This window comes from Arthrobacter russicus (genome assembly GCF_031454135.1).
In the GTDB taxonomy this organism is placed as follows: domain Bacteria; phylum Actinomycetota; class Actinomycetes; order Actinomycetales; family Micrococcaceae; genus Renibacterium; species Renibacterium russicum.
This window is the reverse complement of the sequence record NZ_JAVDQF010000001.1, coordinates 1,748,305-1,774,110: the sequence shown is the minus strand read 5'-3', so window position 1 is coordinate 1,774,110 and position 25,806 is coordinate 1,748,305. Positions and strand designations below refer to the sequence as shown.

The following is a 25,806-nucleotide window of genomic DNA, read 5'->3' as shown; positions in this document are numbered from 1 at the left end:
CTCCTGTAGTTTTGTTACTCACTAGTAGCATTCGATGCCGCTAGAACACAGGGAGGTGTTCATGTCAGCGAAACATGTGGACGTGCTGATCGTCGGCGCAGGGATGTCCGGAATCGGCGTCGCCTGCCATCTGCGCCGCACGCATCCGGACCGCAGCTACGCGATTCTGGAAGCCCGCGAGGTCAGCGGCGGCACCTGGGACCTGTTCCGTTATCCCGGGATCCGTTCGGATTCGGACATGCACACTTTCGGCTTCGGCTTCCGGCCTTGGGAATCCGAGGACTCGATTGCCGACGGCCCGGCGATCCTCAAGTACTTGCGGGAGACCGCAGTCGAATACGGCGTCGACCAGCACATCATCTACCAACGCAAGCTGGTGGCTGCCGATTGGTCTTCCGAGCGCGGGATCTGGACTGTCGAGGCGGTCCGCCAGGACAACGGCGAGACCGAGCAGTACACCTGCAATTTCCTGCTGATGAACACCGGGTACTACCAGCACGATTCCGGCTACCAGCCCGAGTTCGCCGGCCGGGACCGGTACCGGGGCGAATTCGTGCACCCGCAATTCTGGCCGGAGGAGCTGGACTACGCCGGGAAGAAGGTCGTGGTGATCGGCAGCGGAGCCACCGCGGTCACCTTGGTGCCGACCATGGCCGGGACCGCTGAGCACGTGACCATGTTGCAGCGTTCGCCCACCTACATCGTCGCGCAGCCAAAGCAGGATCCGCTCGATCGCGCGCTGCGCAAGGTGCTGCCGCTTTCGGTCAGCTACCCGATCGTGAAATGGGCGAACATCCTCAAGCAAGTCGCGATCTACAAGTCGTCGAAGGCCATGCCCCGGGTGATCCGGAAAGGGCTGATCCGGATGGTGGCCAAGCAGCTGCCCAAAGGCTACGACGTCGAAACCGACTTCGGCCCGCGCTACAACCCCTGGGACCAACGCTTGTGCCTGGTGCCCGACGGCGACCTGTTCCGGTCGATCCGCAACGGCCAGGCCTCGGTGGTCACCGATCAGATCGACACCTTCACCGAAAACGGCATCCGGTTGCGCTCGGGCAAAGAGCTCGAAGCCGACATCGTGGTGTCCGCGACCGGCCTGAACATGTCCGCACTGAGCGGCATCCGGGCGTCCGTGGACGGAGTTCCGGTCGACGTTTCGAAAGTGGTGGTCTACCGGGACACGATGGCGTCCGGAGTGCCGAATTTCGCCTTCACGTTCGGCTACATCAATTCGTCGTGGACGCTCAAAGTGGATCTCACCGCAGATTTCATCTGCCGGTTGATGAAGCACATGGACGAACACGGCTACCACAGCGTGGTCCCGCAGATCACCGATCCGTCGATGAAGCTCCGCCGGATGCTGGATTTCAAGGCCGGTTACATGGAGCGCAGCGCGCAGCAGTTCCCGCTGCAGGGGGATCGGCGCCAATGGCAGGTGCGGATGAGCTACCTCTCCGACTACCGGGCCCTGCGGGCAGCCAAATTCGACGTTCCGGAACTGGGCTTCAGCGCGCGGAAAAAGCTCCAAGCCAAAGCGGAGGCGTAGCCGCGGGGAGCTGCCGCTGCCCGGGCAGCCGCGCACCCCGCTGAGGCCGGAATCCAAGGGTCTGATAGCCTGAGTTGGCGCTTCGAAGCTCGGAAACCTGATGTCTAACCGTCTTGAGCCGACGGACTAAGGAATCGATGAGTCTGCCTGCCTCAGCAAGCAACCCACCCGACCGCAACGAGCCTGAAAACGATCCTCCCGCCCCGGTCGAGGCCAAGCCACGGATCAACCGAGCGGTATTCTGGGGCACCGCCGTCGGCGTAGTGGCGATTACCGTTTGGGCCGCTGCGGCTCCGGATTCGGCCAGCTCGGTGATCGGCGCGGTGGTCGATGGGATCTCCAAAAACTTCGGCTGGTTCTACTTCCTGGTCGTTGCCGCAGTGCTGCTTTTCGTGATTTTCCTGGCGATCACCAGGGTGGGCAATACCAAGCTCGGGCCGGACCATTCGAAGCCGCAGTTCAACTTGTTCACCTGGGGTTCCATGCTCTTCGCCGCCGGAATCGGCGTGGACCTGATGTTCTTCTCGGTCTCCGAGCCGGTCACCCAGTACTTGGCTCCGCCGGTCGGCGAGGGCCAGACCTTGCAAGCAGCCCGCCAAGCCATGGTCTGGACGCTCTTCCACTACGGACTGGCCGGCTGGGGGCTCTACGCTTTGATGGGCCTGGCGCTGGGCTACTTCGCCTATCGGCACAATCTGCCGTTGAGCATCCGTTCTGCTTTGTACCCGATCTTCGGCAAGCGGATCCACGGCCCGGTGGGCGACGGGGTGGACATCGCAGCCATGCTGGGCACGATTTTCGGTATCGCCACCTCGCTGGGCATCGGCGTCGCGCAGTTGAACTTCGGCCTGAGTTTCCTTTTCGGCGTTCCGGAGAGTCTCGCGGTCCAAGCCGCGCTCATCGTGCTGGCCGTGGCGATCACCGCGGTTTCCTCGATTTCCGGCGTGGACAAGGGCATCCGCAGGCTCGCCGAACTCAATGTGGTGCTGGCGATCGGCTTGATGCTGTTCATCCTCTTCGCCGGCAAAACCAGTTTCCTGCTGGATTCCCTGGTACAGAACGTGGGCGATTTCTTCGCGATGTTCCCCGGCATGGCGCTGAACACTTTCGCCTATGACCGCCCCGATGACTGGTTGAACTCCTGGACACTGTTCTTCTGGGCCTGGTGGATCGCCTGGGCGCCCTTCGTGGGACTGTTCCTGGCCCGGATTTCCCGCGGTCGGACGATCCGGCAGTTCGTTTTCGGCTGTCTCACGGTTCCGTTCGCGTTCATCGCGATCTGGATCGTGATTTTCGGCAACAGCGCCCTGGACATCGTGATGGGTGGAAACCAGGCCTTCGGCGAGGTCGCGTTGAACCAGCCGGAGCGCGCGTTCTATTCGCTCCTGGAGCAATACCCAGCAGTGCCGCTGAGCGCCGGGATCGCGACCTTCACCGGGCTGCTCTTCTACATCACCTCAGCGGATTCCGGAGCTCTGGTGATGTCCAACTTCAGCGCCCGGTTGAAGGACCCGGCGGCAGACGGGCCCAAGTGGTCCCGGCTGTTCTGGGCGATCGCCACCGGCGCACTGACCTTGGCCATGCTGGCGGTGGGCGGCATCCCGACCCTGCAGAACGCGACGATCATCATGGGTCTGCCGTTTTCCTTCGTCCTGGTGCTCATCATGCTGGGCCTGTACAAAGCCCTGCAGGTGGAGCAACTGGCCGCGGACAGCTTCCGTTCCAGTCTGCCCGCGGTGCTTTCCGGCCGGGCCGGTGCGGGGGAGCGCGGGCGCAATTGGAAACACCGGCTAGGCCGGGTGATGTCCTATCCGGGACCCAAATCGGTGGACCGCTTCGTGCAGCAGACCGTGCTGCCCGCGCTGACCGAGGTAGCCGAAGAGTTCCGCGCTCAAGGCTTGGCGGTGCAGCTGGAAAACGGCCTGGTGGCCAGCTGCGGGATCAACCAAGTGGACCTGCAGGTGACCATGGGTGCCGAACGCGATTTCAAATACCAGGTCTACCCGGTCCGCTACGAGACGCCGTCCTACGCATCCAGGATGGCCCGGTCCGAGGACACTTACTACCGGCTGGAAGTCTTCAGTCAATCCGGCAGCCACAGCTACGACCTGATGGGCTATGCCGCTTCGCAGATCATCACCGATGTATTGGACCACTATGAGCGGCACCTGGAATTCCTGCATTTGAACCGCGGCAATCCCGGCGCCAGCTCGGTGGCCGATGACGCTTACAGCTCCGAAGCGAGTACGCAATGGGAGCAGGATTTCGAACTCGAGGAGGAAACCAAGTGAACCAATCGAATCCGGTCAGCACCTTGTTCATCGACGGCCGGTGGGTGGCCGCGCAGCGCGGCGGCGTGCGGATGATCAATTGCCCGGCTGACGGCCAGCCGGTGGGCGAGGTCTCCGAAGCCACCCGCGAAGACACCGAAGCCGCGATCACGGCCGCCCGCAGGGCCTTTGACCGCGGGGCGTGGCGCGAGGTGCCTGCCGGGGAACGGGGCAATTTCCTGCTCAAGGTGGCGGCCCGGTTGCGCGAACGGAACGAAGAATTCGCCCGGGCGGAAAGCCTGGACACCGGCAAGCGCATGGTCGAAGGCCGTACCGATATGACGGACATCGCCAACTGCTTCGAGTATTTCGGCAAGCTCGCCGACCAGGATGCCGGCCGGATGGTCGACGCCGGTTCGGCCATCGTGGTCAGCCGGATCGTCTACGAACCGGTGGGCGTCTGCGGGCTGATCGCGCCCTGGAATTACCCGCTGTTGCAAGCGGCGTGGAAAATGGCGCCGGCGCTCGCCGCCGGATGCAGCTTTGTGCTTAAGCCCAGCGAGCTTACCCCGCATTCGTCGATGCTGATGATGGAGGTCTTCGACGAACTCGGGCTCCCGCCAGGGGTCGCCAACCTGGTGCTCGGCGCCGGGCCGGAGGCAGGTGCGCCGCTCGCGGAACATCCCGACGTCGACCTGGTCTCTTTCACCGGAGGCTTGCAGACCGGCAAGCGGATCGCCGCTGCCGCCGCGGCGTCGATCAAAAAGGTCGCCCTGGAACTCGGCGGCAAGAACCCCAACGTGATTTTCGCCGATGCGGACTTCGACGCCGCGCTGGACAATGCGCTCAATGCCGCGTTCCTGCATTCCGGCCAGGTGTGTTCGGCCGGCGCCCGATTGCTGGTCGAAGAACCGATTGCCGAGCGCTTCGTGGCCGAGCTGGTGCGCCGTGCCGAACAGATCAAACTGGGCGGCCCGTTCGACGAAGCGGCCGAGACCGGGGCGTTGATTTCCGCCGCGCACCGGGAGAAAGTAGCGGACTATGTGCAGCAGGCCGTTGCAGAGGGGGCCAGGATCCGCTGCGGCGGCAAGGCCCCGGAGGACCCGGAGCTGGCTGCTGGCTTCTATTACCTGCCCACGGTTTTGGATCGGGTGGCCCGCGGCTCCTCGGCACTGCGGGATGAGGCCTTCGGCCCGGTAGTCACCGTGGAAACGTTCAACGGCGAGGCGGAGGCCTTGGAGATCGCCAATGACACCTGCTACGGCCTGGCCGGGGCGGTGTGGAGCCAGGACGCCGGGAAATCGCAACGCGTGGCGGCCGGATTGCGGCACGGCACGATTTGGATCAATGACTTCCACCCCTATCTTCCACAGGCCGAATGGGGCGGCTTCAAGCAGTCCGGCATCGGCCGGGAATTGGGTCCGAGCGGCTTGGCCGAATACCGCGAAGCCAAGCACATTTACCACAACATCGCACCCGCGGTCACCGGGTGGTTCCCGGAGCACTGAGGCCGAAGAGTTCTGAAGAGCACTGAATCTGACTGGAGTGAATCTCATGGAAACGACTGAATTCGATTACTTGGTGATTGGTGGCGGCTCGGCCGGGGCTGCGCTGGCCGCGCGGCTGAGCGAGGACCCGGAACTGCACGTGGCCTTGTTGGAGGCCGGGCCGGACGACCGGGACCTCCCCGAAGTACTGCAGTTGGACCGCTGGATGGAACTGCTCGAATCCGGCTATGACTGGGACTATCCGATTGAGCCGCAGCCGCAGGGGAACTCCTTCATGCGCCACGCCCGGGCTAAAGTGCTCGGCGGCTGTTCCAGCCACAATTCCTGCATCGCCTTTTGGCCGCCGCGCGAAGATCTGGACGAGTGGGCCGCGAAGTTCGGCTGCGAGGGCTGGGACGCGGCGAGCCTCTACCCGGTGCTGCAAGGCCTGGAAAGCAATGACGACCACGAGCCGATGGAATTCGGTCCCGGGCACGGCCACCAGGGGCCGGTCCAGCTGATGAGCATTCCGCCCCGTGACCCTTGCGGCATCGCACTGCTGGACGCTTGCGAACAGGCCGGGATTCCCCGGGCCCGGTTCAACTCCGGTGCTACGGTGCGTGACGGTGCGAACTTTTTCCAGATCAACCGGCGCGCGGACGGGACCCGATCGTCGTCGTCGGTCTCGTATTTGCACCCGATCCGGGATCGGTCCAATCTCACCGTGCTGACCGGGAAGTGGGCCCGGCGGCTTAGCTTCGAGCAACTGCCCGACGGCGGCCGGCGCTGCACCGGCGTCGAAGTGGTGGATAACGCTTTCGGCAAGGGCCAGGCGCTCACCGCCCGCCGCGAAGTGATCCTTTCCGCGGGGGCGATCGACTCGCCGAAGCTGTTGATGCTCTCCGGAATCGGCCCGGCGGAGCATCTGGCGGAACTCGGCATCGAGGTGTTGGTGGATTCGCCAGGGGTGGGTGAGAACCTGCAAGACCATCCCGAGGGCGTCATCCAATGGGAAGCCAAACAACCGATGCCGAGCGAATCGACGCAGTGGTGGGAGATCGGGATTTTCACTCGGACCGCCCAGGGTTTGGCGCAGGACCCGGAGCTGGACCGGCCGGATCTGATGTTCCACTACGGCTCGGTGCCGTTCGACATGCACACGGTCCGCCAGGGCTACCCCAGCACCGAGAACGGATTCTGCCTGACGCCGAATGTGACGCACGCCCGGTCCCGCGGGACGGTGCGGCTGCGCAGCCGGGACTACCGGGACAAGCCGTTGGTGGATCCGCGGTATTTCAGCGATCCGCACGATATGCAGGTGATGATCGCCGGAATCCGCAAGGCGCGGGAGATTGTTGCACAGCCGGCGATGGCCGAGTGGGCCGGCGCCGAACTGTACCCGGGCGATGAGGTGCGCACTGATGCCGAGATCGCCGACTATATCCGGCGCACGCACAACACCGTGTACCACCCGGCGGGTACCGTGCGGATGGGAGCGGCCGACGATCCGGGCTCGCCGCTCGATCCGCAGCTGCGGGTTAAGGGGGTCAGCGGCTTGCGAGTCGCCGATGCCTCGGTGATGCCGGAGCTGACCACGGTGAACCCGAACATCACCACCATGATGATCGGCGAGCAGTGCGCCCGCCTGATCGCCTCGGCTGGGTGAGTCCGGAGTCCACCGCGGAAGCGGGAGCTGCCCTGGAGTCCAGAGTCGCCGCAAAAACCGGGGTCAGCCGGCGCGCAGCGCCGGAACGGCTGCGGGGCTGAGGAAATCCTCGGCCCTGCGCATCGCGGTGTGGTCCTGGCGCACGTCGCCGGGCTGATCGCCGTTTCCGTACAGCAGCCCGCCCCAGGCCATCCCCAAATACTCGGCGGTCAACCGCAGCGAGGTGGCCAGGCCATCGGCCTTGCCGGCGTCGTCGGTGTACCCGGCGCTGATCGCCCAGAGCGTCCGGCCGGCCATGGTGCGACGGAACCGGAGCCCCGGAATATGCAGCCAGCCGTCCCAATGGTCGAGGTAGCGCTTCACCGGTGCGGAGACCGAATACCAATACAACGGTGAGACGATCACCAAGTCGGTGGCGCGCAGGGTCGCGGCGAGCAGCGCGCCCTCATTGCCGTCCGGAAAGATCGGCGCCGAGGCGGCGTCGGCGTCGAAATCCGGCAATGGCAAGTCGGCGAGCCGGAGCCATTCCGAGCTGGCGCCGTCGGGCAGGTGCTGTTCGGCCCGGCGGGCCAAGATCGCGGAGTTTCCGTTCGGCCGGGAGCTGCCTTCGATGAAGACGAAATGCCGCTCGCTCATCGGACGGCCTCCGGCTGAACGGCTTTGCGGCGCTGCGGCGCGGCTGCGATGGCCAGGGCCACGATGGCGACCCCCGCGCTGAGGATCAGTCCGGGGCGGAAGGTGTCAAGGGTCGCCGCCGCATCGCCGGCCGGGTGCCCGGCCTGCGCGCCGGCGACGATCGCCGTGGTCACGGCCAGCACCAAGGCTGCGCCGACTTGTGCGCTGGTCTGGATCAAACCCGCGGCCAAGCCTTGTTCGTCGTCGTGGATTCCGGCCGTGGCCTGCACGTTGATGGACGGGAAGCCCAAGGCGAAGCCGATGCCCAGCAGAATCACCGACGGCAGAATGTCCAGGGCGTAGTCGGGGCTGGTGCCCACGTGCAGGAACAAGAGGTAACCCAGCGACAGGGCGGCCAATCCGGCGACGATGAGCTTCACCGCGCCGATCCGATCAATCAGCGCGGAAGCGAACGGAGAGCTCGCCGCCACGATCAGGCCGGTCGGCAGCAAGGCCAATGCCATGGCGAGCGGGGACCAACCGAGCACGTTCTGCAGGTACATGGTCAAGATGAACTGGAAGCTCAGGTAGGAACCGAACAAGCCGATGATGCTCAGGTTGGCCCGGGTTACCCAGCCTTGGCGCAGGATGCCGAATCGGACGAGCGGGTGTTTGACCTTGGCTTCGATGATGCCGAAGGCGGCCAGCAGGAGCGCGGACAACGCGAAGCCGACGATGGTCCGCGGTGCCGTCCAGCCGGCCTCCGGGGCGGAAACCACCGTGTACACCAGAGTGAGCATGCCCAGCGCCAAGGTGATGGCACCGCCGATGTCGTGCCCGCCGTCGGTGGCCGGTTTGTCTTTGGGAATGAATTTGAAGCCCAGGAGAACCGCGACGACGGCGATCGGCACCGCGACCAGGAAGGTCCAGCGCCAGCTCAGCGAGGTCATCAGGCCACCGAGCACCAAGCCCAGCGAGAAGCCGCTGGCGCCGAAGGTTGAATAGATCGAGATCGCGCGGTTGCGGGCCGGGCCTTCGGCGAAGTTGGTGGTGATGATCGAGAAGCCGGTGGGTGCGGTGAAGGCTGCAGCCAGGCCCTTGATGAAACGGGTGGCGATCAAAAGGGTCGGATCGTTGACGATTCCGCCCAGAAGCGAGGCGATTGCGAATATGCTCAGCGCGATCAGGAAGATTTTGCGGCGGCCGAGCAGATCGGCCATTCGGCCGCCGAGCAGCAACAGGCTGCCGTAACCGAGCACGTAGGCGGAGACGATCCATTGCAGGGATTCGGTGCCCAGGCCCAGTTCGCGGCCCATCGAGGGAAGGGCGACGCCGACCATGGAAACGTCCAGGGCGTCCAGGGCCAGGACCGTGCACAGGACGAGCAGGAGCATGATCTGCCGACCGGACCATTTGCCGGTGGGCGCGGAGTGTGGCTTCGTCGCAGGCGTGGCGACGAGAGGTGGTGTCGTGGTCATGGCATCAAACTATATGACGCATCATTGAATGACAAGGAAAAAGATGACATGGAATTTAATTCTTCGTCATGGTAAACTGGCCGGCATGACGAAACTTGGAGTGTCCTCCAGGAGTGCGGCTGAGGCCGCGGATTCTGGGCTGGTTGAGCAATGGCGCTCGGTGCAGGATGCCTACTTGCGTACTTCGAACGCGATCGAACGGGAATTGGAAAGCAAGTTCGACATCGGCTTCAGCGAGTTCGAGATTTTGGATCTTCTGGCCGAGTATTCGCCGGAGAACTGCCGGATGAAGGATTTGGCGCTCACCTCTCCGTTGACCCAGAGTGCCTTGTCCAGGATCGTGGACCGGTTGGAGAAAGCCGGAATGGTGGAGCGGGCCGCGTGCGCCGACGACCGCCGCGCGATGCTGGTCGCGCTCACTCCGCTGGGCCGCAGCGTGCACGCCGAAGCGGCGGTCACCCAACGTGCGGTGCTCAAGGAGTGCCTGGGCGCTTGAGCCTGCACGGTTGAGCCGGTCCGCGCCGGCTCCGATGGTTTTGCGCGGAAAATCAGGGTATTCATCGGAAGGTTCCAGTGTGTGGTGATGACCTCTAGGTGGTTGCCCCCTGGTCATCCGAAGACTCGGGATCCGGTGGCCGGCGCGCCCTGACCGGCGTGCCTACTTCGATGAAAATCAGGAGATATTCGTGAAGACTCTGATTCGTCCACTCGGCGCCGCTGCGGTCGCCTTCGCCCTACTCGCCGGCGGCACCGCAACCGCCCAGGCGTACAACCTCTCCGGCGGACATCTGCCGACCACCAGCCCCAGCTACAAGATCAACGGAGGCTCCTCAGCGTCGAGGACTGCTTGGTCAGCCGGGGTGTCCGATTGGAACAACGCCGGCGCCGGGGTCAGCCCCAGCACGACCTCCGGTTCCGCCACCGTCGCATTGAGCGAAGCCAATGATTCCAGCGTCAGCTGGGACGGCATCACGTATTGGAACAACGGGGCCAACGGCGTGATGACCAATGTCAGCGCGCAGCTCAATGCGGCCTACACCGCAGGCTACAGTGCATCGAAGCGCGAAGGCGTCGCGGCGCACGAGGTCGGGCACACGCTGGGCCTGGCGCACAGCAATAGCTGCGTTTTGATGAACCCGACCACCCCGGACCGCACCAATTGCGGGGTGTACAGGCCGCAGCAAGACGACATCAACGGGGTCCGGGCGATTTACGGCGCCAGCAGTCGCGCTGCTGCGCAACCGGGCACCGTGATGCACCTGTCCCAGGCGGAAAGCTTCAAAGACCTCAAGAGCCTGCACCGGAGCGCTGACGCCGTGGTCGTCGCCAGCGTGGGCGGCCAGAGCTCCACGGTCAAGGACGGGATTCCGTTCACCGACCACAACCTCAAGGTCCGGGCTTGGCTCAAAGGCGGCAGCAGCACCGGTTCCGCGACGGTCCACCAGACCGGTGGCCCGGTCGACGGTGCGCTGATGCAAGACGATCGGGATCCGCTGCTCCAGGAGGGCCAGACCGGAATCTATTTCCTTCGCCAGTACGCGCCGGGCAAATTCTTCATCATCGGCGGTGCGGACGGCCGGTTCGAGATCACGGCCGGCAACTCGGTGTCCGCACTCGCTTCGTCGAATGTGAAAGACGTCTCGGGGTCGTTGTCCGATCTGGTCTCCCGGACCCAGGGCCTGACCCGGGCCGAAGGATCCCGCTAGACGGCCGTGCCGCAGTAGCGTCGCTGCGCTGAACCCTGCGCCCAGTTCTCCCGTCCGCGCCCGGAATGACCGGTGCGGGCGGGAGGGCCTTAGGCGAGAACCGCGCCGATCGGTTGCGCACCGGCTCACCGCGAGGCGGTGCGCAGCCGTTCGATCCGGCGCAGCGCGGCCTGTTCGCTGGGCCGAACCCTGCCCAAGCCGATTCGCACAATGCCCAAAACCACCCGGACCCCGGCCCGGGTCAACCGGGGGAACCGTGAGCGGCGCAAGCCCAGCAGCTCGCGGAACTCGGGTTCGAGAGAGTCCACCGCAGCGCTGAAAATCACCCGGTATCCCTTCAGCTGCGAGCCGGGCAATGGCGGATTCCGGATGAATGCCAGCACTTCGCGCACCCGCGCGTCGGCCCGCAGTTCGCCGCGGCGGTGCCATTCCCGCAATTCGGTCCGCATGGCGGCCTCGGATTCCGGTGGTGCCGCGACGCCCATCAACCGCCCGGCCTGCGCCCATTCGCGGACGTAGGCGTCCCCGTCGACCTGGCGGCCATAGCGCTGGTTGGCGCTGAGGAACGCGTCCATGAAGGCGATGTGCACCCAGCGCAACAACTCCGGATCAGCGGCCGAGTAGCTCCGGGCCACGCCGTGGCCGTCGGTGAACTCGCCGGATACCGATTCGTGCATCCGGCTCACCCAGGCAGAGGCCGCACGGGCGGCTCCGGTGGACCCGTAGGTCACTGTGAAGATCCAGCGGATGGTGCCGGCGAGCCGGCCCAAGGGGTCTTCGCGGAAACGGGAATGGTCCCAGACCCCGGCTAGGGCGCCCGGGTGGAGTGCTTGCATGAGCAGCGCTCGGACGCCGGCGACGATCGTGGTCGTCGAACCGTGCACCGCCCATACCGCTGACGACGGCGGGAAGTAGCCGGCGTCGTCGCCGTCGGCGAGCCGCCCGACCCATTCCGGGCGGGATTCCGGATCGCCGGTGAAAGTCTGCTTCAACTCGGCGCTCCAACGGCGGAACGGGTTCGCCATGCTCAGCCCACGGAGTTCCCGGAGACCCAGAACCAGCGGCCATCGACTTTGACCACTTCCAGGCCCACCCGGACCGGATCGACCCCGCCGGGGAAACTGAGCGCGTCCGGACCGAAGATGAAGCCCTGCTCCACCTGGACGGTGACCCTCGCGTCATTGGGCATCTCGAAGCTCCGGGTCGGCTGGTCGACCGGGGTGGCTTTGCCGGCGTCGATGGCCGGGTCGCGGAAGAAGCTCGTCTTGTCCTGGTAGAGGTCGGCGATGAACTTTTCGCAATAGCCGCCCAGGGCATTGCGCGCCGCGGGCAGGGCCAGGGCGCAGACCCCGTTCCAATTGCCGGCGAGCACGGCTTCGTAATACTGCCGGACGACGGCGGCCGCTTCGCTGTTCGGGTCCGTCGGCTTCGGGTCGGCGTTCTGCACGCTGCACGCACTGAGCAGCACGAGCAGGACGGCTAGCGGCAGGACGCCGCGGGTGAACTTCATTACCCCATGCAATCACATGTCGCAGCCGGGGTGGCATCGATGCCCGGCTCGGCCAGTTTCACGCCGTCGATTTTGGCCGACGCCGCAGGAATTTCCCCGGCGTCGGCCAATATCCGCGGCTACTGCGGCTTCCAGCCCAGGGTGTCCAGGTTCGGATCGGCACGCAGTGCATCGATCAACGCCCTCGGGCGGAACCGAGATGTTCATCGACCAGGGTTCGGAAAACCACCGGAAACACGGAGGAACCCCGCTGGCTTCGCCGGGACCGCCTATCCGCTGGAGCATTTCGGCCCAGTTGCGGCGAATCCAACGGGGGTGACGGACCGGGTCTGTAGTTGATGCCGCCACCGCGAGCTTCAAACATGCTGAAGTTCGTAGATCGGGTTCAGGATCCAGGTGCTGTCTTCCCAACCGGATGCATCGGTTCCCGGGGCTTTCCTCGCATCGAAATCCCGTCCGCGTATGGAGTTACCTCCGCGAACGGGATTTCAGTACGCGAATCGTGTGGTTCGGAGTCCGGAGTCAGGCCCCGCTTTGGGTGAACCGGATGACTACGGCGTTTTCCGGGTAGAGGATCGGCATCTGCAGACCCACGCTCGCCAAGGCGGCACCGCTGAGCTGCAGCGGTTCCGCTCCGGAGTTCCACGGCAGCGGGGCGCGGCTTTGCCGGCCCACCGAATCAACCGGGGTCAACAGCTCCGCCAGGTAGTTCTTCGCCGGGTCCAATCCTGGGAAGGCCACCGGCCCGGCCGGGTTGCTGATCGGGGCGCTGCGCTGGGTGAGTGCGAAGACCGCTTCCGAGCGGTCCTGGGCCACCACACCGCGCAGATCGAGTGACGGGTCGGTCAGGTCGGCGTGCACGCTGCGGCCGGAGTGGAACAGCCCACGATGCGTTTTGTGGATGCTGATCCACCGGGCGAGCTCCGCCCGCTCGGCTTCGCTGGCCTGCGAGATGTCCCATTCCACGCCCAGGTGGCCGAACAGTGCTGAACTGGCGCGGAAATCCATCGTGTGGGTCCGGTGGGTGGTGTGCGATTGCGGGCCGCCGATATGCGCGCCCATCATCTCGTAGGGCACCAGCAAGCCGGTGTACGCCTGGTTGTCCAAACGCTCGATCGGTTCGATGCAGTCGCTGACCCAGATCCGGTCGGTATGCGCCAGGACGCCCAGGTCTACCCGGGCTCCGCCGGAGGCGCAGGACTCGATTTCCAGACCTGGGTGCGTGGCTTTGAGCTCAGCCATCAGCCGGTATGCGGCCAGCGTGCTTTCGTGCACGGCGGCGACACCGCTGCGCGGGTCAACCGGTTCCAGCAGGTCGCGGTTGTGGTCCCACTTCAGGTAGTCGATCGAATGCTCGGCGACCAAGCCGCTGATCGCGTCGAACAGATAGCGCCAGGCATCCGGATTCGCCAGGTTGAGTACTTGTTGCTGCCGGGCGGAGGCCGGCCAGCGCCCGGATCCGGTGGCGCCGGGGTGCAGGATCCATTCCGGGTGACTACGTGCCAGATCGCTGTCCAGGTTGGCCATCTCCGGTTCGAACCACAAGCCGAACTGCATGCCCAGCCCGCGCACGGTGTCCACGAGCGGCTTCAGGCCGGCCGGCCAGGCGGCGGTCGAGACCTGCCAGTCGCCCAAGCCGGAGGAGTCGTTCCGGCGCGAGCCGAACCAGCCGTCGTCGAGCACGAAGCGTTCGACGCCGGCTGCGGCGGCGGCCTGGGCGATCTCGGTCAATCTGCCCAGATCGTGGTCGAAGTAGACCGCCTCCCAACTGTTGAGCGTCACCGGCCGCGGAGGTTTCGGGTGTTCCGGGCGGGACCGGAGGTCTTGGTGGAAACGCGCCGCCAGCTCGTCGAGCCCTTCGCCCCAGGAACCGACGGACCAGGGGGTCCGGTAGCTTTCGCCCGGGGCCAGGATGATTTCGCCCGGGAGCAGCAATTCGGCAGCGCTGAAGAAGTTCTGCGCCTCGACGGTGCGTTCCGCGCTGAGCCGGTAGTTCCCGCTCCAGGCAAGGTGGACTGCGTGCACGGTGCCGTGTTGGAAGCCGAACCCGGCGGTCCCCGCGGCGAGCAGCAACGGGGCATCGGCACCGGTGCGGCCCCGCCGGCCCTCACGCAGGTGCGTGCCCACGGTGAGCGGGCGGCGTTGCGGGCTGCGCTCTTTCAGGTGCCGTCCGGCGCTGTCCAGGATCTCGGCCGCGTTGGCGGAGAACGGGAACGTCGCGCCGAGCGCCAGGACTTCGTAGGCCGTTTCCCCGGTGTTCCGGACAGAGAGCCGCTGGCGCAGCAAGCCGGATTCGCCGAGTTGGAGTTCGACGCCGATCTCCAGCCCGGCATCGGGATCGGCGGCTCGTACCGACAAACCGTCCGGGACGGCCTCGAACTCTTCGACGACGAACCTCGGGAAGCCGGCCCGGCCGGCGCGGTGCCCTTGCAGCCCGGGCAGGTGCTGCCAGCCTTCGGATTCCTGGGGCAGCAAGCTCATCCGGGCGGGGACTTCGAGGCCCGCCAGACCCGGCTGCGGCGCGATCGCCAAGGACAAGGCGGCCAACTGGTGCCCGGACAACGGCCCCTGCTGGTCCAGCGGCGCCCCCCAGTGCAGGATCCGCGGCATCGTCTGGCCGGAGCACTCGACGACCACGCTGGTGCCGCCGCGGTGGAGTTGGACGAACCGGGCCGGTGAATCGGCTGCCGCCGTGGTCGGATGGAGTTGGTTCATGGACTAGTTCTACCGCAAGTTTTACCGCAAGAACCTCGCAGATCGTCGGTTATTGCTCGGCTGGACCAACTTCACGCCGCCAATTTTGGGTGACGCCGCAGAAATTTTCCCGGCGTCACCCAAAATTGGCGGCGTTGTTGTGTGATGTGTGCTGTCCATGGTTGACTGCCATGCCAAGATTGGTCCAGGCCGGAATACCGCCCGGCAACGGATGCGTTCCCAATAGCACCCGACTTCGGCGAGCAAAGGTGCCAGCATGAGCAAGCTTTACGACATTCCTCTGACCTTCAACGACGGGACGGTCGGCGATTTCGGCCGGTTCCGGGGCAAGGCGGTGCTGGTGGTCAATGTGGCTTCGCAATGCGGGTTCACGCCGCAGTACGGCGGCTTAGAAGCGCTGTACGAAAAGTACCAGGCGCAAGGTTTCGAGATCCTGGGCGTGCCGTGCAACCAATTCGCGGGGCAGGAGCCCGGTACCGATGAAGACATCGCCGAGTTCTGCGACAAGAACTTCGGCGTCACCTTCCCGCTGACCAAAAAAGCGGACGTCAGGGGCAAGCACCAACACCCGCTGTACGCGGAACTGACCAAGTTCAAGAACGGGATCTTGCCCGGGCTGATCAAATGGAACTTCGAAAAGTTCCTGATCAATCGGAACGGCGAGATCGTGGCGCGGTTTGCGCCAACCGTGGAGCCCGAGTCCGCCGAAGTCGTCGCGGCGGTGGAAGAGGCGCTGGCCTAGAGCGGGGAATCCGGTACGTAACCATTTGGCCACAACCGGGGTATCTCGGAAGAATAAGGTCGAACACTGGAATAACTTCTTTAGGCTGGTCACGTGATCTTCAAAGCAGTGGGCGATTCCAAGCCCTACCCCGACCACGGATACCACTCGCCCAAAGACTGGGCGGCGGTGGCCCCGCGGCAGGTCCGGCTCGACGAGTTGGTGACGACCAAAGGGACGCTGGACTTGGAGGCGTTGCTCGCCGAGGACTCGACCTTTTTCGGCGACCTGTTTCCGCATGTGGTGCAGTTCGAGGGGACGCTTTACCTGGAAGACGGATTGCACCGTGCGGTGCGCACCGCGTTGCACCAGCGCACCGTCCTGCATGCCCGCGTGTTGGTCTTGGATGACTGAGCCGGAGGGGCCGCGGATACCGCCAAAGCCGCCGTTGCCGCCCCGGGAACTGCAACGGGAGCGGGCGCGCCAGGCCCGGCGCCAGGAGCTGGAAGAGAAGCGCCGGCTCAAGGCGGAGGAGCGGTCCCGACTGGAACGCGAAGAAGCCGAAGGCCTCGCGTACCACGGCCACCACGTGGTGGACCGCGAAGAATTGGACGCGGTTTTCGAAGAACCCACCGCTGAGCAGGTGAAAGTCCGACGCCGCTGGACACACGGGATCATCCTGTCACTGCTCGGCGGAATCGTCGTGATCGCCTTGACGCTGGCGTTCCTGGTCTGGACCGGCGTGCTGCGGTTTCCGCAAGCGGCGCCTGCGAGCCCGACGACCAGCGCGGCCGCAGATCCCAACTGCCCGGCGGACAACTTCGACTACCCGGCGAACATCGGGATCACGGTCAACATCTACAACACCACTACCCGGGCTGGTTTGGCCGGCGGTCTGGCTACCGAATTGAAGGCCCGTGGCTACCAGGTGAACACGGTCGGGGACAAAACCATCAGCACCACGAGCGCCGGCGTCGTGGTCTCCGGGCTGATGGGCGAAAGCGCCGCGTTCAACCTGCAACGGAACATTCCCGGGCTGGAATTCCGCAGGGACGATCGGGCCGACGCCAGCGTCGACGTGTACCTGGCGGCAGGCTACCAGGCGCCGATTCCTGCGGACAAAGTCGATTCGACTCCGGGGAAAATCAGCTGCGCCAAGCCTTCGGCTACCTCGGGCAACTAATTTTCGTCCGGTTTCCGCGTCACGTTCTCCGATCAGTCGCACTACACCAGTGTGGGTTGAACCAGCTGAGGTGCTGCTGGGGGAGAGGGGCCTGTGGCCGAGTACCAAAAAATCGTGGATCTTCCGGTCTCCGATGACTCGCTAGCGCCACGATTCGGTCGGACCGGCCAAGGCAGCGGGCCGTGTTGACCCAGGATGTCCGGAGCCCGGAACGAAGCACTCCGGGCGAGGCGATTTCGGTGGCTTCAGTGGGCCGCGGCGTCGCCTGGAACGCGCTCGCCTCGGTTGCCCCGCAACTGCTGACCCTGGTGCTCTCGATTGCGGTGGGCCGGATCCTGGGCCCGGCGGAACAGGGTGTCCAGAGCTTCATGATCTTTGTCGCGTCGACTGCTTCGGTGGTCTGCGCCTTGGGCCTGCCGCTCGCGTTGCAGCGTTCGCTCTCCGATTCGCTCGGCGGCAACCGGCTCCGGCAATCCAGGTACCTGGTCACCTGGACCCTTCGGCTGAGCTTGCTCCCGGCATTGCTGGCCGTCGCCGTGACCTTCGTGGTCGGCCGGCTCTATGAACCAGGGCGCTGGGTCGAGTGGCTGGCGGTGACCGTCTATGCCGCGGCGGCAACGGTGCACTCGGTGGGTTCGCAGGCGCTTCTGGGCATGCGCCGCTACCGGGCGGCGAGCGTGATAGGCCTGTTGGGCCAAGTCATCGGGGTGCCGGTGACCATCGTTTTCCTGCTCAACGGCTCCGGCATCACCGCGGTGGTGCTGGTCGTCGCAGTGACCGCGGTCCTCTCCGCGGTGATCACCATTTCGATGCTGTACCGCGCAATGAATCGGATTGGCGCCTTGCACACCGAGGCCCTGCCGATCGCCGGCCGTCGGAAGCTTCGCCGATCGCTCTTGGTTTTCGCCTTCGGCAGCGGCGTCCTGGTTTTGTTGGACACGGTGGTCATGCAGCGCAGCGAACTGGCGTTCTTGACTATTTTCCACGGCGATCAACCAGAGCATCTGGCCTTTTACAATGTCGCTTTCAATGCCGGCCAAGTCGCGGTGCGGCTGCCGCTCGCCTTGATCCCGGTGATCCTGCCCACGGTTTCGACGTTGGCAGCCGCCGGCTTGATCCACAAAGTGCGCCGCGGTTATGCGGGCGGCCAGCGGATCATGTTCGTGGTCAGTGCGGTCGCCGCCGGTTTCCTCCTGGCCTGCGGCACGTCCGCGATCGTCCTGTTCTGGGGGCAGGTCTACCAGCCGGCCGGGCAGGTTCTGCTGATTTCCGCGGTACTGCCGGTTTTGATCGGCCCGATGTCCGCCATGGTGAGCGCGACCATGCTGGGATTGGGCCGTTTGCGGGTAGTGGTCAAAGCCCAGGCAGTCGGGGCGGTGGCCACCTTGGTCCTGGACGTCGTGCTGATTCCGCCCTATGAGATCTATGGCGCTGCGGTGGCGAACTCGCTGGGCCAATTGGTGGTGGTTGTAGTACTGCTGACCTCAGCCCACCGGGTCGAAGGCCTGGCCTTGCCCCGGGGCCGGGAGATCCGGAACGCGGTGTTCCTGATGCTGCTCATCGCCGCGCCCGGGCTGACCTTGCTGGGCTTCGGCGCACCGTCATTGCTGACCCTGTTCGGCGGTCTTGCCGGAGGCTTGGCGGTTTTGCTGCTGGCCTTCCCGGTGCTCAAACCTTTGCACCTCCACGATATGGAAATTGCTGCCCCGGTGCTGGGCCGATTGCCCGGCCCGGTCCGGAGCTGGGTGCGCCTCGGCACCGCCGGTCCCGGATCCCGGGACGGCCGAAGCCCCGCGCTCCCGGCCGGATCCGCAGCAGAAACTGAAGGAAACGAAGACATGAAAGATGTGGTTGAGATCGGACTGGAAACCGAGCCGGAAACCGGACCGCCTGCCGCGGCCGAATCAGAAACCCCGGCCTTGCGGACCAACCGGGCGGCGCGGCCGAAGCCGAGCCTGTGGCGCCGCAGCTGGCCGACCGCACTGTTGCTGCTGCTGGGCCTGGGCCTTGGTTTGCTGGCCGGCGTGCTGGCCAGCGGCGTGCAGAAACCGAGCTACCTGGCCAGTTCCAGTTATGCGTTGATCCCGGGCACCGCCGCGCCGAGCCAGCCGTCGGACCCGCAGGCGACGCGGCCGCCGGCTGAGTCGGGGCAGCTGGCGCTGCTGACCCCGGTGATCGCCGCAATCGTCGCCGATCCGGCGACCAAGGCCGCGGTGGACGACGTCGTGGGCCGCAGCACCAGCGCCACGGTGTCGCCCCGCCTGATCCCGAATTCGCCGTTGTTGTTCAGCGTGCAGATCAACGGCAGCAGCCCGGAAGAAACCTTCGCGGTGGCCCAGGCCTACGAAACCGTGATGCCCCGGGTTGCAAAAGTCGCCGAGGTGCTCAGCGGCTCGGGTGCAAAACTCGGCGTGGTGACCGGTGCCGAGAAGACCGAGCAGGGCCAGGGCCTGCCGAAACCGCTCATCGTGCTGGGCAGCGGAGCGGCCGGGCTGCTGGTGTTCGGCGCGATCGCTTGGGCATACGCCAACCGGCGTCGTTGGGTCAGGGCTTCGTGAAACCCACCATCGTCCACCTCAGTGGAGCCGACCACGGCGGTGCGGAACGCCAGCTGCTGGCTTTGCTCAAGACCGCGTTATCCGGCGCCGGGAACGACTACCGGCATGAAGTGGTCTTGGTCCGGGAGGGCCCGCTCGCTGCAGACTTCGCCGCCTTGGTGCCCACCACGGTGCTGGCCAAAGGACGCCCATTGGACTTTCGCTTCCTCCGGGAACTGCGCAGCGCACTGCAGCGGGCGCAACCGGCGATCGTGCACAGTTGGGCGCCCACGCCGAACCTCTGGGGGCCGATCGTGGCCAAGTCCTTGACCGGGCGCAGCCGGCCGAAGACCGTGCTCGCCGAAGTGGGTCTGGACGAGTGGAAAGGCAGGCTGCTCAAGCTGGCAGACCGGCTGTCCTACCGGTGCGCCGATCTGGTCGTCGGTTGTGCGCAGGCGGTGACCCGCGCCGCGATCCGCCGTGGTGCGGCTGCCGCTCGCACCGACACCGTGTATTTGGGCGTGCAGCTTCCACCGTGGCCCGAACGGGCGCCGATCCGCGGCCGGGTGCAACTCCTGGGCCGGGTGGACTTCCGGAAAGGCCACCGGCTGCTGCTGGAGATCTGGCCGGAGGTGAAGGCCGCGTTCCCCGCGGCCGAGTTGGTCCTCGCCGGGCCGGCGGCCAGCGCCGAGGAACTCGAACTCCGTGCGGATCTGCTGGATCAGATCGGGCGAAATCCGGTGTTGGCGGACAGCGTCCGGATGATCGACCGGGTGGATCCGGCCGAGTACCTGGCACAAGCCGAGGTCCTCGTGGTCCCGTCGACGAGTGAGGGCCTGCCCAATGTGATTCTCGAAGCGTTTTCGCATCGGGTCCCGGTCATCGCCACGGACGTCGGAGGGATCGGCGAGCTGGTCCGGGACGGGCACAGCGGCTGGTTGGTTCCGGCCGGGGACCGGGATGCCTTCCGGGATGCCTTGCTGGCTGCCTTGGCGGATCGTCGGCTGGCCCAGGACCGGGCAGATGCCGGGCGGGCCCGGGTCGCCGAAATGGATTTGGCCGCGTCGTTGGCCCATTGGGAAGAAATCTACGCGCGGTTGCTGGAACCGGCGCGCTGAGCCGAACCGGCTGGGTGCAAGCGGATGAAGGAATGCCGAGAATGCCAAGGAAAGGGGCTCGGATGCGGGAAAGCGTGACCGTGCTGGTCGCTGCCTACAACGTTGCCGAAACGTTGGGCGCCACGCTCAGCGGGATCCTCAGCCAAGACTATGCCGGCTCCGTGGAGGCGGTGGTGGTCGACGACGGTTCCACCGACTCGACCCTGCGGATCGCCCGGGCGTATGAGGGCCGGTACCGGACTGCTGCCGGCTGGCATCGCCGGGTCAAAGTGGTATCGCAGGCAAACCGCGGACTGGCCGGGGCCCGGAACCGCGCCATCTCCATCGCGGACGGCCACTTCTTGACGATCTGCGATTCCGATGACGTGCTCTTGCCGGCCTATCTCGAAACGGCGGTGGCGTTGCTCGCGGAGCAGGGCCCGGGCAAATACTTCGCGGCCTGCAATGCTTTGGTGCTCACCCCGACCGGGATCACGCCCGGCCGGCCGATGCTCCGGGAAGCGCAGATTGCGCCAGCAGAGCAGCGGCTCGCCGCGTTGCAGTACAACATCGGCAGCATTTTCACAGTCTTCCCACGCACGATGCTCGAGGAGGTCGGCGAATTCGACGACGCCCTGCGTTCCTGCGAGGATTGGGACCTCTGGCTCCGGGCCATCTACGCGGGCTGGACCATGGTGCGCCAAGACGATCCGCAGGCGATCTACCGCTGGACTTCGACCTCGCTCTCCACCGATACCGAAGCGCTCTACCGCAACCAGGACACAGTCCTGCGCAAACTGTTGCGCTCGCCCGCCGTCCGGCTGACTCCGATCGAACGGGAGGCCGCGCAAGTGCGTCTCGCGGTAGGCTCGCCGCAACGCATGGTCGGCCGGTTCGAAAACGCCCTGCGCGCCGACGACCTCGGTGCGGCGAAGGCGGCTTTGGCAGAGATCGGCAAGGTCGCGTCGTACCAGAGGCGGTTGATGGCCAAAGCCAGGATCGCCAAGATCCCCGGAGGCCTGCGGTTGTTGCGGAACCGGCAACGGAAGCTCGATGCGCTCAATGGGTACCACCCCGGGATGGCCAGATGACCGGAATCCAGAGCGGCAAAACCTGGTTGACTGATTCGGAGCTCAGGCTCGCCCCCTTGCTTTCCGGAAAACCGACGCTGGCCATCAGTGCCGGAAGCCTCGGAGTTGCCGCAATCGCGGCGTTTTTCACTCCGCTGGCTGCGTTGCCGGTCCTCGGCTTGCTCGCCTTGTTCCTGATCGTCAACTATCCCGCCGTGCTGATGCCCGGTTATCTGCTGGTCATCGGCCTGGTCTGGACGCTGCCGGGTTGGCCGATCGCGCCGCTCAAACCGGCCGCGTTGCTGCTCACCGCCGGCGTCGCGCTGGCCTTGTTCCTCCGGGTCAAATTGCCCAGAATCCATTGGGCGCACCTGGTTTTCCTGGCCTTCGGGATCTGGACTCTGATCGCCGGAGAGGTCTCCGGGAACAGCGAACTGTCCAGAAGCTATTCGATTTCCCTGATCGGCTGGGGATTCTCGTTGATCGCGCTGTACCAGCTCTCGTCCGGAAAACGGGGGCTGTTGAACCTGGCCAAGTCATACAGCCTTTCGATCGCGTTCGGCTGCGTCTTCGTGCTGCTGGTCTACCTCAGCGGCCGCACCACGGTGATGACCCCGGTGGCCGGGGACGTCAACGACTTCGGCGTGATGGTGGCGGCCGCCTTTTTCCTTTCGCTGGGGTTGGCCCGGGAGCGCAGTCTCCCGCGCAGCCAACGGATCGTCTTCCTGGTGGCTGCCGGGCTCTGCCTGCTGGTCGCCGTCGGCTCGCTTTCCCGGGGGACCTGGTTGGCGGTCGCGGTGGGGCTCGCGGTGCATTTCATCCTGTACCGCAGGGACCGGTTGATGCTGATCGGCGGCGCGGCAGTGGCGATGCTCCTGGCGTTGCTGGCACTGCCCTTCCTGAACGAGCGGATCACGCAAACCCTGCAGCAGAAGCAATACATCGCGGCGGAAAACGTGGACAGCCGGATCCTGGCCTGGCGGTTGGCGCTGCGCCTTTTCGGCGAACAGCCGCTGACCGGATTCGGCATCGGTTCGATCCAGCCGAAGCTCACCGCGAATTTCAGTTCGCCGCCTGGCGACTTCGTGGTTTCGTTCGTGCACAACAGCTACGTCGAGCTGCTCTACGGGACCGGACTCATCGGCACCGGGCTTTTCCTGGTGCTGGCCGCAGTGATGGTCGGCCAGAGCTTCCGACTGGGCAGAGTGCTCGGCCCCGGTGTGGCCGGCGGCAGCGTGGCGGCTAGCCTGCTGCCCGCAGTCGTGGCCACCTTCGTGGCCTCGTTCACGGTGACCGAACTGACCTATCCGCCGTTCTGGCTCGCCCTGGCGTTGGGCTTGAGCGCGGGCACGGTCCGGCCGGCGGTGGACGAAGTGCCGTTCCCGGAGCGGGAACGGATACCAGAGAGAGTGGGGGACTCATGAAGATCATGGTGACCGGAGGGGCCGGCTACATCGGCTCGCATACCGCGGTCGGGTTATTGCAGGACGGGCATGAGCTCGTGATCGTGGACAATTTGGCGAACTCTTCGGCCGAAGCCGTGCAACGGGTGCAGGAAATCAGTGGCCGGCCGGTCGGGTTCCGGGAGCTGGACCTCTTGGACGAGGTGGCGTTGTCCACAGTCTTCGCCCAGGAACGCCCGCAAGCAGTGATCCATTTCGCCGGGTTGAAATCAGTGGGCGAATCGGTCAGCGACCCGCTGCGCTACTACCGGAACAACCTGATCGGCACGCTGAACCTGCTGGCCAGCATGGCCGAGCACCAGGTGCGAACTTTGGTGTTCAGTTCTTCGGCGACGGTGTACAGCGCGGACGAGCCCAGCCCTTTGGCCGAGTCGGCATCGCTGGCGCCGGTCAACCCGTACGGCCGCACTAAACAGCAGATCGAGGAAGCGCTCGCCGACCTGGGCGCCGCCGATCCCAGCTGGCGGATCGCGATGCTTCGTTACTTCAATCCGGTCGGGGCGCACCCCTCCGGACGGATCGGCGAAGATCCCGCCGGCGTGCCGAACAACCTCCTGCCCTATGTGGCCCAGGTGGCGATCGGACGGCAGGCCAAGGTGACCGTGCACGGCGCCGACTACGCCACTCCGGACGGAACCGGGGTACGGGACTACGTGCACGTGATGGACTTGGCGCAGGGGCACATCGCCGCGCTCGATTTCCTGGACCGCCATCGGGGCGTGTTCCGGTGGAACCTCGGCACCGGCAAGGGGCATTCCGTGTTGGAGGTGATCGACAATTTCGCCGCCGCTTCCGGCCGGGAGATCCCTTTTGAAATCGGGGCCCGCCGTCCGGGTGACGTCGCGGTCAGCATTGCCCGTCCGGCCGCAGCGCAAGAGCAACTGGGTTGGGTCGCGGAACGGGGCATCGCGGAAATGTGCCGGGACCATTGGCGTTGGCAGGAAAACAACCCGCGCGGGTTCGCCGGTTGACGCGGAACGGTTTCAGCGGTTGATCGCCAGCGAACCGGCCGAGTATTCGGCTTTGCCCAGCTGGGGCATGGCGGTGTCCAGGCCCAGGCCCGGCAACTTCGCTGTTCCGGCGGAGTCCGGCTGCGCAGTTGCGGCCCGGACCCGGACCACCACTTCGTAGTCGCCGGCCGGGGCCGAATCCGGAATCGTGATCAGGTCGGTCATGGTTCGCCGGCCTTGGACCGGGGCGAGGCCGCCGTCGCCGTCGCCCCAATAGAGCGTCCGGAGATCCAAGACGGAAACCGTCGACGCAATCGGCGTCGGGCTCCCTTTCAGCCGCAGCTCCAGAACGATCTGCCAGGCATCGTAGGTGGGGGCCACCCCGGAGTTGGTCCAAGTGGTGGTCACCTGGACCCGGTTGCTCCCCGGGAGCCGCACCGGGGCTCCGGCGGCTGCGACGGAGTACCGGTAACCGCTCATGGTGTTCGCCGCGACGAAGTCCTGCCATTGCCCTTCAGCCATCACCCCGCCGTTGTAAGCGAACGGGAAATTCCCGCTGGAGAGCAACGAGACGTGCCAGCGGTCCACCTGTCCGCGGCCCACCCGGTAGAGGTCCTGCCCGACGTCGGCGCGGAAGAAGTCGAAGTTCGAACCCGCGGGGATCTCGGCGGTTTGGCTGAAGTTGGCGCCGCACCATTCGGTCACCACCGGCGCGGTGGTCCAGCGGACCGTGGCGGCCGGATTCGCCATGATGTTCAACAAGGCGCTGCCTCCGGTGGCGTCGCCCAGACAGTCCATTCTGATCCCGATATCGGATCGGGCCGCCATCGCCTGGGCCAAGGCCTCCGGGTTCGCGGTGAAGCTGAGCAGCCGGGTTCTTCGGAACGCTTGGACGTTCGCTTCCACCAGAGCCTTGAGGTTCGCCGGAGTGATCTCGTTCTGGCCGCCCGGATTCCTCGGGTATTCCTGGTTCATCGGGTAGCTGTGCCATTCGCCGAAATTCCCGTAGCCGAGCATGTCGATGAACGCGATCCGCGGATCGCCGTCATATTTTTCACCGAGCTTGGCGATCAGCGCGGTCATCGCGGCGAGGTATTCCGGGTTGTTCCAATCCGGCACCACGACGGCCGCATCGAAGCCCCGGTAGGTCCATTGGTTGACGCCCAGCCCGGTGAGCCATCCGGGCAGCACGGTCAGCGGCTCCGGCATCGGTGCGCAACAGTTGTCCGCAGGCATGATCCGAAAGCCCAGTTTTTCGCCACGCGTGGTGGCTTTCTCCAGCTCGGCCTCGATCCGCGCGAAGCTGAAGTCGTCCTGGTCCGGCTGCACCTCGGCCCAGGTGAACCGGTAATAGCTGATTTTCGCACCGGGCCATTGCTGCTCTGCCCGGTAGCCTGGGTTTCCCGCCGAAGGGAACAATTGCCCCTCGAAGCTGCCCCATTTATTGGTTCCGCCCCAGCGGTACTGGCCGCGCATCGGGTTGACGATCTCGGTGCCGGACGACGCCTGTCCGGTCGGTTCGCCGGGCCCGGTCGGTTCCAGGGTCGCCAGCGTGGAAACGGAACTGACCCCGAGCCAGACGGCGAGGCCGACGACGCTGAGCACGACGAGTCCGGAAATCAGATGAAAGCCGCGCTTTCGCATCCACCGATGCTATCGCAGTTCGCTGTGCCGGGCCGGGCCCGCAGCCGCCGCGGATCCGGCCGAGAAAAATCTGCAGATCTTGAGGTTTACCGCGTCACGAAATTCTCCCCTTGGGCACTTCTATAAGTGGAGCAGGCTCATTGGGGGG

Annotated in this window: 20 protein-coding genes; 14 read left to right on the top strand and 6 right to left on the bottom strand. The window is 65.5% G+C overall.

What is annotated here, in order from left to right:
- The first annotated feature begins 61 nt into the window (after positions 1-61).
- The 4 genes from JOE69_RS08290 (at position 62) to JOE69_RS08275 (ending at position 6,969) form a co-directional block, all read left to right on the top strand.
- On the top strand, positions 62-1,546 hold the full coding sequence (locus tag JOE69_RS08290) for a flavin-containing monooxygenase (protein WP_309797731.1): 1,485 nt from the start codon (positions 62-64) through the stop codon (positions 1,544-1,546).
- Positions 1,547-1,683: 137 nt separating this feature from the next.
- On the top strand, positions 1,684-3,837 hold the full coding sequence (gene betT / locus JOE69_RS08285; RefSeq protein WP_309797729.1) for a choline BCCT transporter BetT: 2,154 nt from the start codon (positions 1,684-1,686) through the stop codon (positions 3,835-3,837).
- The gene (locus tag JOE69_RS08280) at positions 3,834-5,324 is read left to right on the top strand and encodes an aldehyde dehydrogenase family protein (RefSeq protein ID WP_374709689.1); all 1,491 of its coding nucleotides are present in this window, start codon (positions 3,834-3,836) and stop codon (positions 5,322-5,324) included. The genes betT and JOE69_RS08280 overlap by 4 nt, the downstream gene beginning before the upstream one ends.
- 46 nt (positions 5,325-5,370) lie before the next feature.
- Positions 5,371-6,969: a GMC family oxidoreductase gene (locus JOE69_RS08275; RefSeq protein ID WP_309797725.1), complete on the top strand. Its 1,599-nt coding sequence runs from the start codon at positions 5,371-5,373 to the stop codon at positions 6,967-6,969.
- 63 nt (positions 6,970-7,032) lie between these two features.
- On the opposite strand, the gene JOE69_RS08270 is transcribed toward JOE69_RS08275, so the two are convergent.
- On the bottom strand, positions 7,033-7,605 hold the full coding sequence (locus tag JOE69_RS08270) for a flavodoxin family protein (protein ID WP_309797723.1): 573 nt from the start codon (positions 7,603-7,605) through the stop codon (positions 7,033-7,035).
- Positions 7,602-9,062, bottom strand: coding sequence for an MFS transporter (locus tag JOE69_RS08265; protein ID WP_309797721.1), 1,461 nt, complete (start codon positions 9,060-9,062; stop codon positions 7,602-7,604). Before JOE69_RS08265 ends, JOE69_RS08270 begins: the two co-directional genes overlap by 4 nt.
- An 85-nt stretch (positions 9,063-9,147) precedes the next feature.
- On the opposite strand from JOE69_RS08265, the gene JOE69_RS08260 reads away from it, so the two are divergent.
- Positions 9,148-9,558 carry a MarR family winged helix-turn-helix transcriptional regulator gene (locus tag JOE69_RS08260; RefSeq protein ID WP_309797719.1) on the top strand — a complete coding sequence of 137 codons (411 nt, stop codon included), beginning with the start codon at positions 9,148-9,150 and terminating at the stop codon, positions 9,556-9,558.
- A 190-nt stretch (positions 9,559-9,748) separates the two neighbouring features.
- Entirely contained in the window at positions 9,749-10,768 is a 1,020-nt protein-coding gene (locus tag JOE69_RS08255; protein WP_309797718.1) for a matrixin family metalloprotease, read from the top strand.
- Between the two features lie 125 nt (positions 10,769-10,893).
- Here JOE69_RS08255 and JOE69_RS08250 read toward each other — a convergent pair whose 3' ends face one another.
- The 3 genes from JOE69_RS08250 to JOE69_RS08240 all read right to left on the bottom strand — a co-directional run bounded on the left by JOE69_RS08250 (position 10,894) and on the right by JOE69_RS08240 (position 14,993).
- Positions 10,894-11,793, bottom strand: coding sequence for an oxygenase MpaB family protein (locus tag JOE69_RS08250; RefSeq protein WP_309797716.1), 900 nt, complete (start codon positions 11,791-11,793; stop codon positions 10,894-10,896).
- Positions 11,794-11,795: 2 nt separating this feature from the next.
- Positions 11,796-12,278 (bottom strand): hypothetical protein, encoded by a 483-nt coding sequence (locus tag JOE69_RS08245; protein ID WP_296362975.1) that lies wholly within the window; start codon positions 12,276-12,278, stop codon positions 11,796-11,798.
- Between the two features lie 522 nt (positions 12,279-12,800).
- On the bottom strand, positions 12,801-14,993 hold the full coding sequence (locus JOE69_RS08240) for an alpha-galactosidase (protein ID WP_309797713.1): 2,193 nt from the start codon (positions 14,991-14,993) through the stop codon (positions 12,801-12,803).
- A 256-nt stretch (positions 14,994-15,249) separates the two neighbouring features.
- Here JOE69_RS08240 and JOE69_RS08235 point away from each other — a divergent pair, with 256 nt between their 5' ends.
- From JOE69_RS08235 to galE, 8 genes are all read left to right on the top strand, one after another.
- Positions 15,250-15,735, top strand: a complete 486-nt coding sequence (locus tag JOE69_RS08235; protein WP_309797711.1) for a glutathione peroxidase — start codon at positions 15,250-15,252, stop codon at positions 15,733-15,735.
- Between the two features lie 93 nt (positions 15,736-15,828).
- Entirely contained in the window at positions 15,829-16,128 is a 300-nt protein-coding gene (locus JOE69_RS08230) for a type II toxin-antitoxin system VapB family antitoxin (protein WP_309797709.1), read from the top strand.
- A complete protein-coding gene (locus JOE69_RS08225; RefSeq protein WP_309797707.1) occupies positions 16,121-16,897 on the top strand; it encodes a LytR C-terminal domain-containing protein in 777 nt (258 codons plus the stop codon). The genes JOE69_RS08230 and JOE69_RS08225 overlap by 8 nt, the downstream gene beginning before the upstream one ends.
- Positions 16,898-17,079: 182 nt before the next feature.
- Positions 17,080-19,455 (top strand): lipopolysaccharide biosynthesis protein, encoded by a 2,376-nt coding sequence (locus tag JOE69_RS08220; RefSeq protein WP_309797704.1) that lies wholly within the window; start codon positions 17,080-17,082, stop codon positions 19,453-19,455.
- Positions 19,452-20,552: a glycosyltransferase gene (locus tag JOE69_RS08215; protein WP_309797702.1), complete on the top strand. Its 1,101-nt coding sequence runs from the start codon at positions 19,452-19,454 to the stop codon at positions 20,550-20,552. Before JOE69_RS08220 ends, JOE69_RS08215 begins: the two co-directional genes overlap by 4 nt.
- A 62-nt stretch (positions 20,553-20,614) precedes the next feature.
- Positions 20,615-21,622 (top strand): glycosyltransferase family 2 protein, encoded by a 1,008-nt coding sequence (locus JOE69_RS08210; RefSeq protein WP_309797700.1) that lies wholly within the window; start codon positions 20,615-20,617, stop codon positions 21,620-21,622.
- Entirely contained in the window at positions 21,619-23,025 is a 1,407-nt protein-coding gene (locus tag JOE69_RS08205; protein ID WP_309797698.1) for an O-antigen ligase family protein, read from the top strand. The genes JOE69_RS08210 and JOE69_RS08205 overlap by 4 nt, the downstream gene beginning before the upstream one ends.
- Positions 23,022-24,035 (top strand): UDP-glucose 4-epimerase GalE, encoded by a 1,014-nt coding sequence (gene galE, locus JOE69_RS08200; RefSeq protein ID WP_309797696.1) that lies wholly within the window; start codon positions 23,022-23,024, stop codon positions 24,033-24,035. The genes JOE69_RS08205 and galE overlap by 4 nt, the downstream gene beginning before the upstream one ends.
- Positions 24,036-24,047: 12 nt before the next feature.
- Here galE and JOE69_RS08195 read toward each other — a convergent pair whose 3' ends face one another.
- Positions 24,048-25,658, bottom strand: coding sequence for a DUF4832 domain-containing protein (locus tag JOE69_RS08195; RefSeq protein ID WP_309797694.1), 1,611 nt, complete (start codon positions 25,656-25,658; stop codon positions 24,048-24,050).
- Positions 25,659-25,806 lie beyond the last annotated feature (148 nt).

Excerpts from the sequence above, each read along its gene's own strand:
- JOE69_RS08235 (WP_309797711.1), top strand. The coding sequence starts at position 15,250 with ATGAGCAAGCTTTACGACATTCCTCTGACCTTCAACGACGGGACGGTC.
- JOE69_RS08245 (WP_296362975.1), bottom strand. The coding sequence starts at position 12,278 with ATGAAGTTCACCCGCGGCGTCCTGCCGCTAGCCGTCCTGCTCGTGCTG.
- JOE69_RS08250 (WP_309797716.1), bottom strand. The coding sequence starts at position 11,793 with ATGGCGAACCCGTTCCGCCGTTGGAGCGCCGAGTTGAAGCAGACTTTC.
- JOE69_RS08275 (WP_309797725.1), top strand. The coding sequence starts at position 5,371 with ATGGAAACGACTGAATTCGATTACTTGGTGATTGGTGGCGGCTCGGCC.
- JOE69_RS08290 (WP_309797731.1), top strand. The coding sequence starts at position 62 with ATGTCAGCGAAACATGTGGACGTGCTGATCGTCGGCGCAGGGATGTCC.
- JOE69_RS08265 (WP_309797721.1), bottom strand. The coding sequence starts at position 9,062 with ATGACCACGACACCACCTCTCGTCGCCACGCCTGCGACGAAGCCACAC.
- JOE69_RS08260 (WP_309797719.1), top strand. The coding sequence starts at position 9,148 with ATGACGAAACTTGGAGTGTCCTCCAGGAGTGCGGCTGAGGCCGCGGAT.
- JOE69_RS08195 (WP_309797694.1), bottom strand. The coding sequence starts at position 25,658 with ATGCGAAAGCGCGGCTTTCATCTGATTTCCGGACTCGTCGTGCTCAGC.
- JOE69_RS08205 (WP_309797698.1), top strand. The coding sequence starts at position 21,619 with ATGACCGGAATCCAGAGCGGCAAAACCTGGTTGACTGATTCGGAGCTC.
- JOE69_RS08225 (WP_309797707.1), top strand. The coding sequence starts at position 16,121 with ATGACTGAGCCGGAGGGGCCGCGGATACCGCCAAAGCCGCCGTTGCCG.
- betT (WP_309797729.1), top strand. The coding sequence starts at position 1,684 with ATGAGTCTGCCTGCCTCAGCAAGCAACCCACCCGACCGCAACGAGCCT.
- JOE69_RS08270 (WP_309797723.1), bottom strand. The coding sequence starts at position 7,605 with ATGAGCGAGCGGCATTTCGTCTTCATCGAAGGCAGCTCCCGGCCGAAC.
- JOE69_RS08210 (WP_309797700.1), top strand. The coding sequence starts at position 20,615 with ATGCGGGAAAGCGTGACCGTGCTGGTCGCTGCCTACAACGTTGCCGAA.
- galE (WP_309797696.1), top strand. The coding sequence starts at position 23,022 with ATGAAGATCATGGTGACCGGAGGGGCCGGCTACATCGGCTCGCATACC.
- JOE69_RS08240 (WP_309797713.1), bottom strand. The coding sequence starts at position 14,993 with ATGAACCAACTCCATCCGACCACGGCGGCAGCCGATTCACCGGCCCGG.